Origin of the sequence: Pseudomonas sp. M2 (assembly GCF_015751845.1) — a bacterium.
Classification (GTDB): Bacteria; Pseudomonadota; Gammaproteobacteria; order Pseudomonadales; family Pseudomonadaceae; genus Aquipseudomonas; species Aquipseudomonas putida_E.
Genome location: NZ_JADOUD010000001.1, coordinates 874,311 through 888,362, shown reverse-complemented (window position 1 = coordinate 888,362; position 14,052 = coordinate 874,311). Strand labels below are relative to the sequence as shown.

The following is a 14,052-nucleotide window of genomic DNA, read 5'->3' as shown; positions in this document are numbered from 1 at the left end:
AATCGCACAGCCATTGTGCGTTGCTGTGCGTTTCCCCGCCAGAGGGTAATCGTTAGCATGCTCGCATTGTTAACGCAGGCGGATGAGGCCCTGATGATCGAGTGGTTGTTGTATATCGTGCTGGGCGCAGCCTTGGGCACCATGGGTGGGTTGTTCGGCATTGGCGGCGGGTTGATCGCCATCCCGGCGCTGGGTGTGCTGTTCGGGCTCGATCAGCAATTGGCCCAAGGCACGGCCTTGGTGATGGTGGTGCCGAACGTGCTGCTGGCGCTGTGGCGTTATCACCAGCGCAACCGCATCGAGTTGCGCCATGCCTTGCCGTTGTCGGTGTGCAGCTTGGTGTTCGCCTGGTTGGGCTCGATCTGGGCAGTGGGTGTCGATGCGCAGGCCATGCGCCTGGGCTTCGTCGGCTTTCTGGTGGCGCTGGCCCTGTGGAACGTGGCGCGTCTGTTTATCAAGGCAGCTCCGGCAAGCCCGGAGCTGCGCCATCCCTGGCCCTGGCTGGGAGTGTTGGGCTGCTTCAGTGGAACCATGGGCGGTTTGTTCGGGGTGGGCGGCGCGGTGGTGGCCACGCCGATCCTGACCAGCGTGTTCGGCGCCACGCAGGTGGTGGCGCAAGGGCTGTCGCTGGCGCTGGCGGCGCCGAGCACCATGGTGACCTTGCTGACCTATGGCGTGCACCACAGTGTCGACTGGGGTGTGGGGATACCGTTGGCGGTAGGCGGCCTGCTGAGTATCAGCTGGGGAGTGCGGCTGGCCCATGCGCTGCCGGAAAAGGTGCTGCGCGGCATGTTTTGTGTGTTTTTGGTGGTGTGCGCGGTGATGCTGGGCTTTGAGCTTTAGGGTGTGGCGTATGGCACAGCCATTACTGGAAGCCTTCGATGATGTAGTCAGCCATGCAATCGGTGATCGGTGACTGGCTTTGTGCATTGCGCAGCAGCATCACATTGGCCACCGGCAGCTCTGGCAAGCCGTCCTGCTCGCCCAGGATGCGGATATTGCCGCCAATCAGGCTCTGCAACTGCGCCGTCACTGCCAGCCCCGCCGTGACGATGGCGAAGATCGCCGCCAGGCTCGGGCTGGTGTAGGCGATGCGGTAGTCGATGCCTTGGGCCTCCAGGGCATTGCAGGTCCAGGCGCGGCAGAAGCAGTCGGTGTTGAACAGTGCGAGCGGCATGGGCCGTTGCTCCTGTGGGCAAAAGCTTTCGGCGGCGGCCCACACCAGGCGTTCCTGGCGCAGCAACTGGCCAACCTCGTTGCCGGGCTCGCGGGTGACGATGGTCAGGTCCAGGTCCTGGCGCAGCATCAGGTGTTTCGACGAATCACAGTGCACCTCCACCTGCACCAGCGGGTAGGCCTGGGCGAAACTCGACAGGATGGTCGGCAAGAACCGCATGGCGTAGTCGTCCGGTGTGCCGATGCGCACCAGGCCGACCATGTGCGGCATGCGCAAGGTGTTGAACACTTCGCCATGCAGCTTGAGGATGCGCCGTGCGTAGCCCAGCAGTACCTGGCCCTCGGCGGTCAGGCGCACCTGGCGGCCGTCGCGCTCGAACAGTTGGCGCTGCAGGACGTCTTCCTCCAGGCGTTTCATCTGCATGCTGACGGCCGACTGGGTGCGGTTGACCACTTCGCCGGCGCGGGTGAAGCCACCTTGCTCGGCAATGGCGACAAAGGTGCGCAGCACGTCGGCATCGAGGCTTTGGTAGTGGGACATTGCATCAATCTCCTAGATGCATGGCATAAGAAACATTCGTTGGATTGATCTTAAGGCCGGCGCGAGACTGAAGCCATCAACACGGAGGGCTTCACGATGAAAGGTCATGTCAGCAGCATTCAGCACCCAGCCTTTTCCCTTAGCCACCTGTGGCATGCGGCCTTGCAGCGCCCGGCTCGCTGGTTGGAGCTGTACCGCCAGCGTCGGGAGCTGGCCAGTCTCAGCGATGCGACGTTGCAGGATCTGGGGTTGAGCCGGGCAGATATCCAGCAGGAGGCAGAGCGGCCATTCTGGGATGATCCGCTGCGTAAATGAGGGTGGGGCCGTGATGCGCCGCGGGGGCGGCGCTCGGTCTTGAGAACGCTGAAGGGCTGCGACAGGCACTTACCTCAACGGCGTACCTGCTTGAGCGTTTCGGCAATCAAAAACGCCAGCTCCAGCGACTGGTCGGCGTTCATGCGTGGGTCGCAGTGAGTATGGTAGCGATCCGACAGCCCATCTTCGGTGATCGGCCGTGCGCCACCGATGCACTCGGTAACGTTCTGCCCGGTCATCTCGATGTGAATGCCGCCCGCATGGCTGCCTTCGGCCTGGTGCACCTGGAAGAACTGCTTCACCTCATCGAGAATCTGCGCGAAGTCACGGGTCTTGTAGCCGCTGCTGGCCTTGATGGTATTGCCGTGCATCGGGTCCGAGCTCCACAGCACCTTGCGCCCCTCGCGCTCGACGGTGCGGATCAGCCCTGGCAGGTGCTCACCGACCTTGCCGGCGCCCATGCGCACGATGAGGTTGAGGCGCCCGGGGTCGTTGGCCGGGTTGAGCGTATCGATCAGGCGGATCAGCTCTTCAGGGTTCATGCTCGGGCCGACCTTGACCCCGATCGGGTTGTGCACCCCGCGCAGGAACTCCACATGTGCGCCATCGAGCTGGCGGGTGCGGTCGCCGATCCACAGCATGTGTGCCGAGCAGTCGTAGTAGTCGCCGGTCAGGCTGTCCTGGCGCACGAAGGCTTCTTCGTAGTTCAGCAGCAGTGCCTCGTGGGCGGTGAAAAAGCTGGTTTCGCGCAATTGCGGGGCGCTGTCCAGGCCGCAGGCGCGCATGAAGGCCAGGGTCTCGTCGATGCGGTTGGCCAACTGGTGGTATTTGTCGGCCAGCGCCGAATTGGCGATGAAGTCCAGGTTCCACTTGTGCACCTGGTGCAGGTCGGCGAAACCGCCCTGGGCGAAGGCGCGCAGCAGGTTGAGGCTGGCGGTGGCCTGGTGGTAGGCCTGCAGCAGGCGGTCCGGGTCCGGTACGCGGCTTTTTTCGTCGAAGCCGATCCCGTTGACGATGTCGCCGCGGTAGGCCGGCAACGTGACGTTGCCGATGGTTTCGTCACCCGATGAGCGTGGCTTGGCGAACTGGCCGGCCATGCGCCCGACCTTGACCACCGGGCAGCCGGCGGCGAAGGTCATGACGATGGCCATCTGCAGCAATACCTTGAAGGTGTCGCGGATCTTCGCCGCCGAGAACTCGGCGAAGCTTTCGGCGCAGTCGCCGCCCTGCAGCAGGAAGGCGCGGCCTTCGGTGACCTCGGCGAACTGCCGGCGCAGCTCGCGCGCTTCCCCGGCGAACACCAGCGGCGGGTAGCTGGCCAAGGTCTGCTCGACCTTGAGCAGATGCGCGGCATCGGGGTAGGTCGGTTGCTGCTGGATCGGCAGGGCACGCCAGCTGTCAGGGCTCCACGGTTGGTTCATCACAGGCTCGGTCTTGTCGGTTATAGGCTGTCTGCCATGGTAACAGTTGGCGCTGAGCTTGTTGCATCGGGGACGTTGGCGGACAATGCGCGTTTTTGCGCGGGCGGGTGGCAGGTTCATGGCGACGGAGCGGGAAGAACGGCTGTTGGCTCGGGTCGAGGATGCCTTTGGGGTCATCAGCGTGTATGAAGTGGATGATTACCGCTTCCTCGAATTTGGCGATGCCATCGAGCAAAGCTGCGTGTTCACGGCCGACCCCAGCTGGCTGGAGTACGACTATACCCGCGCCATGCTGGTCGGTGCGCTGTGCCACGAACAGCCTGAAAGCGCACTGTTTCTTGGCTTGGGCGCCGGTACCCTGACCCAGGCCTGCATGAAATTCCTGCCGCTGGAAGACATCGAGGCCATCGAGCTGCGCCCGGATGTACCGCGCCTGGCCATGGAGTACCTGGGCCTGGACGACGACCCGCGCCTTTATGTGCGGGTTGGCGATGCGCTGGAGCTGCTGCCCACGGCGGAGAAAACCGACCTGTTGTTCGTCGACCTGTATACCGACCACGGCCCGGGTGTCGGGCATCTGGCCTGGACCTTTCTGGAAAATTGCCAGAAGCAGCTCAACCCCGGTGGCTGGCTGGTGATCAACCAGTGGGCCGGTGATGACGGCAGGCCGCTCGGCGCGGCGCTGTTGCGCGGTTTGTACCACCGGCATTACTGGGAACTGCCGGTGAAGGAGGGCAATGTGATCCTGCTGGTGCCGGCGGACCTGGAGCAAACGCTGGACCTGGGTGGGCTCAAGGGCAGGGCTGAAGCCTTGGCGCCACAGCTGGGGTACAGCCTTGAGGGGTTGATCAAGGAAATCCGCCCCGCAACGTGAAGGCCTGGCGCGGTCCCCCCCGTAGGAGCGGCCTTGTGTCGCGAAAGGGTGCGAAGCGCCCTCGGGATTTTAGCGTCGCCGCATACATTGCCGGGGCCGCTTTGCGGCCCTTTCGCGACACAAGGCCGCTCCTACCGGGGCCGTGCCAGGCTTTGAGAGATAATCGTTTCAGCTATCGGCCATTGATGGCCTCGTACTGGCCCCATGCCCGTGAAAATTTTCCACACTTCCCTCTATTAATTCGGGTATAGTACGCGCCGGTCTTTTAGCGGGCCTCAAAATCAGGTGGTGCAAATCCTCCGAGTCCAGCTTCGGCTGCACGTCCGCTAGGCGGACCTTCCCAAGTTTTTCTTTTTCAATCGTTTTCGCAAATCCCCGCCGCCAGAGCTGCCTGGGTGACCATTTGGTCTTTCAAGGCATGTGCAGCTTTGGAGCATGGGTCTTTGCGGATGCACATAGAGGCAGACCCATGACCCAGGAAACCGGCGGATTCGCCGCTCTCGATCTCAATCCGAATATCGTTGCTGCTGTTCTGGCCACCGGCTACGAAGAGCCTTCGGCTATTCAGCATCAATCGATCCCGATCATCCTCGCCGGTCACGACATGATCGGCCAGGCGCAGACTGGCACCGGCAAGACCGCTGCCTTCGCCCTGCCGATCCTCAACAAGATCGACGTGAGCAAGCGCGAACCGCAAGCCCTGATCCTGGCGCCAACCCGTGAGTTGGCGCTGCAAGTAGCCACCGCTTTCGAAACCTACGCCAAGCAGATGCCGGGCGTTAACGTGGTGGCTGTATACGGTGGTGCCCCGATGGGCCCACAGCTGCGTGCCATTCGCAACGGCGCGCAAATCGTCGTGGCCACCCCGGGCCGTCTGTGCGACCACCTGCGTCGCGACGAGAAAGTCCTGTCCACCGTGCAGTACCTGGTGCTGGACGAAGCCGACGAAATGCTCAAGCTGGGCTTCATGGATGACCTCGAAGTGATCTTCGATGCCATCCCTGCCAGCCGTCAGACCGTACTGTTCTCCGCTACCCTGCCGTCGTCGATCCGCTCGATCGCCGAACGTCACCTGCGTGAACCCAAGCACGTCAAGATCCAGAGCAAGACCCAGACCGTCACCGCGATCGACCAGGCTCACCTGATGGTGCACGCCGACCAGAAGATCCCGGCTGTTCTGCGTTTGCTGGAAGTGGAAGAGTTCGACGCGCTGATCGCCTTCGTGCGTACCAAGCAAGCCACCCTGGACCTGGCCGCCGCCCTGGAAGCCAAAGGCTACAAGGCTGCTGCGCTGAACGGCGACATCGCCCAGAACCAGCGTGAGCGCGTCATCGACTCGCTCAAGGATGGCCGCCTGGACATCGTCGTCGCCACTGACGTCGCTGCCCGTGGTCTGGACGTACCGCGCATCACCCACGTGTTCAACGTGGACATGCCGTACGACCCGGAGTCCTACGTGCACCGTATCGGCCGTACCGGCCGTGCCGGTCGCGAAGGCCGTGCACTGCTGCTGGTCACCCCGCGTGAGCGCCGCATGCTGCAGGTCATCGAGCGCGTTACCGGGCAGAAGGTTGCCGAAGCGCGCCTGCCGAACGCTCAGGCCGTGCTGGATGCGCGCATCAAGAAGCTGACCTCGAGCCTGGCGCCGCTGGTGGCCGAAGCAGAAGCCACCCACGGTGAACTGTTCGACCGCCTGACCGACGCCCTGGGTTGCAGCCCGCGTGCCCTGTCTGCAGCACTGCTGCGCAAGGCCACCAATGGCCAGGCGCTGGACCTGGCAGCGGTAGAGCGCGAGCAGCCGCTGGTACCAAGCTTCGCACCGCGCGGTGAGCGCCCGGAGCGTGGTGACCGTGCCGAGCGTAGCGACCGTGGTGAGCGCGAGCGTCGTGCGCCACTGCCGCTGGCCGAAGGCCGCGTGCGTTGCCGTACCGCGCTGGGTGCCCGTGATGGTATCGCCGCCAAGAACCTGCTGGGTGCGATCCTCAACGAAGGTGGCCTGGCCCGTGATGCGATCGGTCGCATCCAGGTGCGTGACAGCTTCAGCCTGGTCGAGCTGCCGGAAGACGGCCTCGAGCGCCTGCTGACCAAGCTCAAGGACACCCGCGTGGCTGGCAAGCAGCTGAAGCTGCGTCGCTACCGCGAAGATTGATCCTGGTGTAATGAAAAAATCCCCGGCTTAGGTCGGGGATTTTTTTTGCCTGCAGTTTTTGGGGCTGCCATGCAGCCCTTCGCGACGCAAGGCCGCTCCTACGGGCGATTCTTCAGTCGAAGCGATAGATGTCCATACCCAGCGCCCCCAGGGTAAACCCTTGGTGCACGATGCCAAATCTGCCCCCGGCCCCAAGGGCAAAGAACAACGGCAAGAAATGCTCATCACTGGGATGGTTACGCAGCGCAAACGGCGCTTGTTGCTTGAAGTCCAGCAGCGCGGCCTGGTCGTCCTCGCTCAGCTTCTCCACCACCCAGTCACGAAACGCCAGTGCCCAGGGCTCGATCACGTCCGGCCCGGCATGCCAGTCCAGCTCGCCCAGGTTATGGGTGATGCTCCCGGACCCTACCAGCAGCACACCCTCGCTGCGCAGCCCGGCCAATGCCTGGCCGACCTTGATTTGCAGCGCCGGCCCCATGTGGCTCGGTAGCGACACCTGAATCAGCGCAATGCTTGCGTCGGGATACATCAACGACATCGGCACCCAGGCCCCATGGTCGAATGGCCGCTGGGCATCCAGGCGAGCCGGCAGGCCGGCGGCGTTCAGCCGCTCGCTGACGTTCGCGGCCAGTTGCGCATGGCCAGGCGCAGGGTACTGGACGGCATACAGCGCTGCAGGAAAGCCGTAGAAGTCATGCCAGGTTTCTGGGTGCGGGTTGCCGGTAACCCGCAGCTCTTGGCTTTCCCAGTGCGCCGAAACCACCACGACCGCCTTCGGGCGTGGCAGGCCATTGGCCAGCCGGGCCAGTGCCGGTCCGCTGGCGCCGGGTTGCAGGGCGAGCATGGGGGAGCCGTGGGAAATGAACAGGCTGGGCAGCATGGTAGGGTCCTGAGGGGTAAGATGCAGTCATCTTCGATCAGTCACCGATCGATATCCAATATAAGATTTTTGCGCAACCGATCTAAAAACCAGGAGGAACTATGGAGCCGGCGTTCTGGCATCGAAAGTGGGCCGATAACCAGATCGGTTTTCACCAGGCTCAAGCCAACCCCTATCTGCAACGCTATTGGCCGGGGCTCGGCCTGGCTGCCGGTAGCCGGGTGCTGGTGCCGCTGTGTGGCAAGAGCCTGGACCTGGCCTGGCTGGCGGGGCAGGGCTATCGCGTGCGGGGTATCGAACTGTCGCGCCGGGCGGTGGAGGATTTTTTCCAGGAGCAGGGGCTGCAGGCGCAGGTCCGGCAACAGGGGGCGTTCGAGGTCTGGTGCAGTGGTGAGGTGGAGCTGTGGTGTGGCGATTTCTTCGCCTTGCGCGCCGAGGATGTGGCCGATTGCGTGGGGCTGTATGACCGGGCTGCCTTGATTGCCCTGCCACCGCAAATGCGTGAGCGTTACATGGGCTTGCTTTCGCGAATGCTGCCTGGGGGTAGTGGGCTTCTGGTGACTTTGGACTACGAGCAGAAACTGTTGGAGGGGCCGCCGTTTTCGGTCGCCGACGAGGAAGTGCGGCGTGGTTTTGCCGGGTGGCAGGTGGAGGAGGTGGAGACGCGAGACGTGATAGGGGAAAGCCCTAAGTTCTTGCAGGCGGGGGTCAAACGCCTGATGGAGCGGGTGTATCGCGTACGGTTCTGATGTGGGTTTGCCGGTGCCGGCCCTATCGCCGGCAAGCCGGCCCACAGATACCCCCGCAGTTCTGAGGATTTGTGGCTTACATGTGCGGGCCGGCTGCATGAGAAAGGGCGACCGAAGTCGCCCTTGCTTGTTGGCAGAGAATCAGCCGCGGCGGCGCAGCGCCTCGATGCGCTCTTCCAGCGGCGGGTGGCTCATCAGCAGGCCGGCCAGGCCGTGCTTGAGGCCGCCATTGATGCCGAAAGCCTTCATGGTGTCGGGCATGTGCACCGGCAGGCCCTGCTCGACGCGCAGGCGCTGCAGGGCGCCGATCATCGCGGCGGTGCCGGCCAGTTGCGCTCCGGCTTCGTCGGCGCGGTATTCGCGGCGGCGCGAGAACCACATGACGATCATGCTGGCGAGGATGCCCAGGACCAGCTCGGCGACGATGGTCGCCACGTAGTAGGCAATGCCCTGGCCTTCTTCGTTCTTGAAGATCACCTTGTCGACGAAGTTGCCGATGATGCGGGCGAAGAACATCACGAAGGTGTTCACCACGCCCTGCACCAGCGCCAGGGTGACCATGTCACCGTTGGCCACGTGGCCGATCTCGTGGGCCAGCACGGCGCGCACTTCATCAGGCGAGAAGCGCTCCAGCAGGCCCTGGGACACGGCTACCAATGCGTCGTTGCGGTTCCAGCCGGTGGCGAAGGCGTTGGCCTCGTAGGCCGGGAAGATACCCACTTCGGGCATCTTGATGCCGGCTTCGCGGGACAGCTCTTCGACCGTCTGCAGCAGCCACTGCTCGTGGCGGGTACGCGGCTGGGAGATGATCTGGGTGCCGGTGCTCATCTTCGCCATCCACTTGGAGATGAACAGCGAAACGAGGGAGCCGGCGAAGCCGAACACGGCGCAGAAGACCAGCAGGCTGCTGAGGTTGAGGTCAACCCCGTTGGCGGCCATGAACCCGTCGAAGCCGAACAGGCTCAGGGTAATGCTTGCAACCAGCACCACCGCAAGGTTGGTGGCTACAAACAACAGAATGCGCATCATGGTTGTTACGTTCTCCTGACGGATGAGTGTGTTGCGTATGCGGGGTATATAAGGGGCCGGACGCGCTGATTCAATCGGGGGACTATTTCAAACTGTGTACGGCGGAGTATGGCAGAGGATCTGGCGGGGGCTGTGAGCTAGAGCGTTGCAGGATGTAAGAAAGGTTATGTGGGGTTGCAGGGGGCTGCTTTGCAGCCCAATCGCCGGCAAGCCGGCTCCCACAGGTACACCACAGTTCTGAAGACTTGTGCTGTTCTTGTGGGCGCCGGTTTGCCGGCGATGAGGCCGGTACTTACTGCGAATACGTGCGCAGGAAGTTGCCAATCCGGCCAATCGCCGCTTCCAGGTCATCCACCCGTGGCAAGGTCACCACGCGGAAGTGGTCCGGCCACGGCCAGTTGAACGCCGTGCCCTGAACGATCAGCAGTTTTTCCGACAGCAGCAGGTCCAGCGCGAACTTCTCGTCGTTGAGGATCGGGCAGACTTTAGGGTCGATCCGCGGGAAGGCATACAGCGCACCCATCGGCTTGACGCAGCTTACCCCTGGGATGTCATTGAGCAGCTCATAGGTGCGGTTGCGCTGCTCCAGCAGCCGGCCCGGCGGCAGCACCAGGTCATTGATGCTCTGATAGCCGCCCAGCGCAGTCTGGATGGCGTGCTGGGCCGGCACGTTGGCGCACAGGCGCATGTTGGCCAGCATGTCGATGCCTTCGATGTAGCTCTGGGCGTGGTGCTTGGGCCCGGAGATGATCAGCCAGCCGGAGCGGAAGCCCGCCACCCGGTACGACTTGGACAGGCCGTTGAAGGTCAGGCACAGCAGGTCCGGGGCCAGTGACGCGGTGCTGATGTGCACGGCCTCGTCATAGAGGATCTTGTCGTAGATCTCGTCGGAGAACACCACCAGGTTGTGCTGGCGTGCCAGCTCCAGCATGCCCAGCAGCAACGCTTTGGAATAGACGGCGCCGGTCGGGTTGTTCGGGTTGATGATGACCAGGGCCTTGGTGTTCGGGGTGATCTTGGCCTTGATGTCTTCAAGGTCAGGGAACCAGTCGGCCTGCTCGTCGCACAGGTAATGCACCGGCTTGCCGCCTGCCAGGCTCACCGCAGCAGTCCATAGCGGGTAGTCGGGGGCCGGGATCAGCACTTCGTCGCCGTTGTTGAGCAGTGCCTGCATCGACATGACGATCAGCTCGGACACACCATTGCCCAGGTAGATGTCCTCGATGGTGACGCCTTCGATTTCTTTCTGCTGGCAGTACTGCATCACCGCCTTGCGCGCGCTGAACAGGCCTTTGGAGTCGCTGTAGCCTTGGGCGGTGGGCAGGTTGCGGATCACATCCTGGAGGATTTCGTCCGGCGCTTCGAAGCCAAACGGCGCCGGGTTGCCGATGTTCAGCTTGAGGATGCGGTGGCCTTCCTCTTCCAGGCGTTTGGCGTGCTTGAGCACCGGGCCGCGAATGTCGTAGCAGACATTGGCGAGCTTGTTCGATTTGCTGAACTGCATGATGTGATCCCGATTGAGAATACGCGGTGCGCCGCCGTCGAAAGGTTTGAAAGGGCGGGGCGCGGGTGCCAGACTTGAGGCCTTGCACACGAAGCCAACTAATATACGTGCCACCCGCGCTACGGAAAAGACGGCGCGAGGTGAAATTCAGCCTGCCGAGGTCCCTACATGCAAAAGATCGACAAAACCCTTGAACAATGGCGTGCGATGCTCGACCCGGAGCAGTACCAGGTGTGCCGCCTCAAAGGTACCGAGCGGCCGTTTACCGGCAAGTACAACAGCGAAAAACGTGCGGGTACCTACCATTGCATCTGCTGCGACCTGCCGCTGTTCGATTCGAACACGAAATTCGACTCTGGCTGTGGCTGGCCGAGTTTTTACGCGCCGATCGAAGACAGCGCGATGATCGAGACGCGCGACACCTCCCACGGCATGATCCGCACCGAGGTGACCTGCGCGCAATGTGACGCCCACCTGGGCCATGTGTTCCCCGACGGCCCGCCACCGACCGGCCTGCGTTACTGCATCAACTCGGTGTGCCTGGACTTCAAACCGCGTGACGGAGCCTGACCATGGCTGAATCGATGCTGGACATCCCCTGCGTGACCTTGGCCGGTGAGCGCAAGGTGCTGGGCGACTTTGCAGGCAAGGCGCTGCTGGTGGTCAATACCGCCAGCCAGTGCGGCTTCACCCCGCAGTACAAGGGGCTGGAGCACCTGTGGCAGCTTTACCGCGAGCGTGGCCTGGTGGTGCTGGGTTTCCCGTGCAACCAGTTCGGCAAGCAGGAGCCGGGGGAGGCGCGGGAGATCGCGCAGTTCTGCGAGCGCAATTTCGGCGTCAGTTTCCCGCTGTTTCGCAAGGTGGAGGTCAACGGCCCGGGGGCCCACCCGCTGTTCGTCGAGCTCAAGCAGCGTGCGCCAGGCCTGCTCGGGTCGCAGAAGATCAAGTGGAATTTCACCAAGTTTTTGTTCGAACCGGCCAGCGGCAAGGTCACGCGCTATGCGCCAACCACCAAGCCACAGGCACTCGAGGCCGATATCGAGCGCCTGCTCAGCCGCTGAGCGGCACCCAGTGGTCGATCAGCGCCAGTAGTTCTTCGCGCCGGAACGGCTTGGCCAGGTAGTCGTTCATGCCCGCCGCCCGGCAGCGCTCGCGCTCTTCGGGCATGGCGTTGGCGGTCAGGGCAACGATCGGCAGTTCTGGCCAGCGGCCGCTCTGGCGGATGCGTCGGCTGGCCTCGTAGCCGTCCATCACCGGCATGTTGCAGTCCATCAACACCAGGTCGAAGTCTTCCTGCTCGAGCCATTCCAGCGCCTCGACGCCCTGGGTGGCCACTTGCACCAGGCAGCCGAGCTTGGCCAGCATGCCCTTGGCCACCAGTTGGTTCACCGGGTTGTCCTCCACCAGCAGAATGCGCGCCCGGCCGTCGGTGGCGGTGAGTGCGGGGATGGCCAGCGGGTGTTCGGGTGCATGGCCCTGCAGGGTGCGGCGCAGTGTCTGATACAAGGCATTGCGTGCCAATGGGCGGGCCAGCTGATGCAACGGGGCCAGTTGCGCCGCCTGTTCTGGCGACAGGAAATTGCCGTAGGCGGTCACCAGCAGGATCGGTGCTGTCAGCGCAGGGCGCAGCTGGAACAAGTGGTCCAGGTCGTCGGTGATCAACAGGTCGATGGTACCGCCCGCCAGTGCCTGGGCACTGTCATGCCTTGAGTAGCTCAGGCCCCAGCGCGGCAGCACGTCCTGCAGCAGTTCGCCAAGGCCGCTGGCGGCGTTGCTCAGCGCCACCACGCGGCCCTCCAGGGGCGCAGGTGCAATGGCCTCGGTGTGGGTGGTCAGCGGTAATTCGGCGCTGAAGCAGCTGCCCAAACCTGGTTCGGAGCGGATGTGCAGGTGGCCCTGCATGGCTTTGCACAGGTTGCGGGTCAGTGCCAGGCCCAGGCCCGTGCCGCCGTATTGGCGGGTAATGCCGGCGCCGGCCTGTGTGAACGGCTGGAAGATGCGTGCCTGTGCATCTTCGGCAATGCCGATGCCGGTGTCGCGCACTGCCAGGCGCACGCCGCCGACGATGGTGGTCAGGCACACGTCGACGCGGCCGAACCGGGTGAACTTGAGGGCATTGGACAGCAAATTGCTCACTACCTGGCGTACCCGGGTGGGGTCGCCCAATACCGAACTTGGGAAGTCACTGGCGATCAGGCAGGTCAGCTCGACGTTTTGCGCGGCGTTCTGCGATAACAGGTTGGCGGTGTCCTCCACCATCGCGCCCAGGTCGAAGGGGATGCGTTCGAGTTCAAGCTGCCCGGCATCGAACTTGGACAGGTCGAGAATATCGTTGAGCAGTTCCACCAGCACCTTGCCCGAGTCGTGGGCAATCGACAGCTGCTGGCGCTGCTCACTCTCCAGCGGGCTGTCCAGGGCCAGGGCGATCATGCCGAGCATGCCGTTGAGCGGGGTGCGAATTTCATGGCTCATGTTGGCCAGGAACGCCGCTCGGGCCTGGGCCATGTCCAGGGCGCGCTGACGGGCTTGCTCCAGCTCCTGGTTGGACTGGCTGAGGCGGCTGTTGCTGGCCTTGAGCTCTTCGGTGCGGGCCGAAACGATGTCTTCCAGCTCGTTGAGGTACTGGGTCAGGCGGTTTTCGGCGGTGCGCCGTTGCTGGATTTCTGTAGCCATGCTGACCAGTTGCTGGTTGGCGACCTTTACCAGCACGCCGATTTCATCGAGTTCGTGGCCGGGAGGGCAATCAAGGCGGGTTTGCCCGGGGTGGCGGGGGTCGCGGCCGCTGAGTGCGCCGATCACTTTCACCAAGGGTTTGGTCAGCATCATGTAGAACAGTGCCAGGAGGATGCCGGTGAGCACCAGGCTGCGGGCAAAGCCGTTGAGCAGCGTGACCCCGGCGCGGTCCAGGAAGCGGCTGCCGAAGGCGAAGGTGTCGACGTCCAGGTACAGCGTGCCGAGGTACTCTTCGGGCATATGGGTAAGGAACAGGCGCTCCTGGAACTGGCGCTGTTCGCCGAACAGAAAATCGCTCAAGGGCCGGTAGCTGTCCTGCAGCCGGACGCGTTCGACATCGGCCAGTACGGTTTCGTTGTTGTCGATCAAGCGCGCGCGGAACACGGCCGGTGACTGCAGCAGGCCCCGGGTCAGCTCCAGGGCCAGTTCCGAGTCGATGTTATAGGCGATGCGCGAGGCCGGGTTGTGGCTGATTTGCAGCAATGCTTGCACTTCACGGTTGATGGATGCGTCTTCGCTGGCATAATCGATGCCGATCTGGATGAGACTGAGCAATGTTCCCAGGATGAAGCCGACCAGGACTGTCAACCGGGCTTGCTTGTATGACAGGCGATTGGTGAACTTGATATCCATGAGCCCCGAGCCGGTTTCACGTCCCTTGCGCTGCGCAAGCATAGCCGA

General features: G+C 63.2%; 12 protein-coding genes and 1 pseudogene. 7 read left to right on the top strand and 6 right to left on the bottom strand.

Annotation, left to right across the window (positions count from 1 at the left end; genetic code table 11):
• Positions 1 to 93: 93 nt before the first annotated feature.
• Positions 94 to 843, top strand: a complete 750-nt coding sequence (locus tag IWW33_RS04230) for a sulfite exporter TauE/SafE family protein (RefSeq protein WP_115275587.1) — start codon at positions 94 to 96, stop codon at positions 841 to 843.
• A gap of 22 nt (positions 844 to 865) precedes the next feature.
• Here the strand turns inward: IWW33_RS04230 and IWW33_RS04225 are convergent, their stop codons facing one another.
• A complete protein-coding gene (locus tag IWW33_RS04225) occupies positions 866 to 1,717 on the bottom strand; it encodes a LysR substrate-binding domain-containing protein (protein WP_012313384.1) in 852 nt (283 codons plus the stop codon).
• 96 nt (positions 1,718 to 1,813) lie between these two features.
• On the opposite strand from IWW33_RS04225, the gene IWW33_RS04220 reads away from it, so the two are divergent.
• Positions 1,814 to 2,032 (top strand): DUF1127 domain-containing protein, encoded by a 219-nt coding sequence (locus tag IWW33_RS04220; RefSeq protein ID WP_115275588.1) that lies wholly within the window; start codon positions 1,814 to 1,816, stop codon positions 2,030 to 2,032.
• Positions 2,033 to 2,106: 74 nt separating this feature from the next.
• On the opposite strand, the gene IWW33_RS04215 is transcribed toward IWW33_RS04220, so the two are convergent.
• On the bottom strand, positions 2,107 to 3,453 hold the full coding sequence (locus IWW33_RS04215; protein ID WP_039603334.1) for a 3-deoxy-7-phosphoheptulonate synthase class II: 1,347 nt from the start codon (positions 3,451 to 3,453) through the stop codon (positions 2,107 to 2,109).
• A 118-nt stretch (positions 3,454 to 3,571) separates the two neighbouring features.
• On the opposite strand from IWW33_RS04215, the gene IWW33_RS04210 reads away from it, so the two are divergent.
• Both IWW33_RS04210 and IWW33_RS04205 read left to right on the top strand, forming a co-directional pair.
• Complete coding sequence (locus IWW33_RS04210; protein ID WP_161872952.1) at positions 3,572 to 4,327, top strand: spermidine synthase; 756 nt, start codon at positions 3,572 to 3,574, stop codon at positions 4,325 to 4,327.
• A gap of 435 nt (positions 4,328 to 4,762) precedes the next feature.
• Positions 4,763 to 6,476: pseudogene (locus IWW33_RS04205) on the top strand (DEAD/DEAH box helicase).
• Positions 6,477 to 6,588: 112 nt separating this feature from the next.
• Here the strand turns inward: IWW33_RS04205 and IWW33_RS04200 are convergent.
• Entirely contained in the window at positions 6,589 to 7,356 is a 768-nt protein-coding gene (locus tag IWW33_RS04200) for a class III extradiol ring-cleavage dioxygenase (RefSeq protein ID WP_196914206.1), read from the bottom strand.
• Between the two features lie 101 nt (positions 7,357 to 7,457).
• Here IWW33_RS04200 and IWW33_RS04195 point away from each other — a divergent pair, with 101 nt between their 5' ends.
• Complete coding sequence (locus tag IWW33_RS04195) at positions 7,458 to 8,105, top strand: thiopurine S-methyltransferase (RefSeq protein WP_196914205.1); 648 nt, start codon at positions 7,458 to 7,460, stop codon at positions 8,103 to 8,105.
• Positions 8,106 to 8,246: 141 nt separating this feature from the next.
• On the opposite strand, the gene htpX is transcribed toward IWW33_RS04195, so the two are convergent.
• Together htpX and IWW33_RS04185 are read right to left on the bottom strand one after the other, a co-directional pair.
• Complete coding sequence (gene htpX / locus IWW33_RS04190) at positions 8,247 to 9,134, bottom strand: protease HtpX (RefSeq protein ID WP_115275592.1); 888 nt, start codon at positions 9,132 to 9,134, stop codon at positions 8,247 to 8,249.
• 292 nt (positions 9,135 to 9,426) lie between these two features.
• Positions 9,427 to 10,638, bottom strand: coding sequence for a pyridoxal phosphate-dependent aminotransferase (locus tag IWW33_RS04185; protein ID WP_060508805.1), 1,212 nt, complete (start codon positions 10,636 to 10,638; stop codon positions 9,427 to 9,429).
• A 168-nt stretch (positions 10,639 to 10,806) separates the two neighbouring features.
• Here IWW33_RS04185 and msrB point away from each other — a divergent pair, with 168 nt between their 5' ends.
• Both msrB and IWW33_RS04175 read left to right on the top strand, forming a co-directional pair.
• Positions 10,807 to 11,208 carry a peptide-methionine (R)-S-oxide reductase MsrB gene (gene msrB, locus IWW33_RS04180; protein ID WP_046786590.1) on the top strand — a complete coding sequence of 134 codons (402 nt, stop codon included), beginning with the start codon at positions 10,807 to 10,809 and terminating at the stop codon, positions 11,206 to 11,208.
• 2 nt (positions 11,209 to 11,210) lie between these two features.
• Complete coding sequence (locus IWW33_RS04175; RefSeq protein WP_046786589.1) at positions 11,211 to 11,699, top strand: glutathione peroxidase; 489 nt, start codon at positions 11,211 to 11,213, stop codon at positions 11,697 to 11,699.
• Here the strand turns inward: IWW33_RS04175 and IWW33_RS04170 are convergent.
• On the bottom strand, positions 11,689 to 14,046 hold the full coding sequence (locus IWW33_RS04170) for a response regulator (protein WP_119688504.1): 2,358 nt from the start codon (positions 14,044 to 14,046) through the stop codon (positions 11,689 to 11,691). The genes IWW33_RS04175 and IWW33_RS04170 overlap by 11 nt on opposite strands.
• Positions 14,047 to 14,052: the final 6 nt, after the last annotated feature.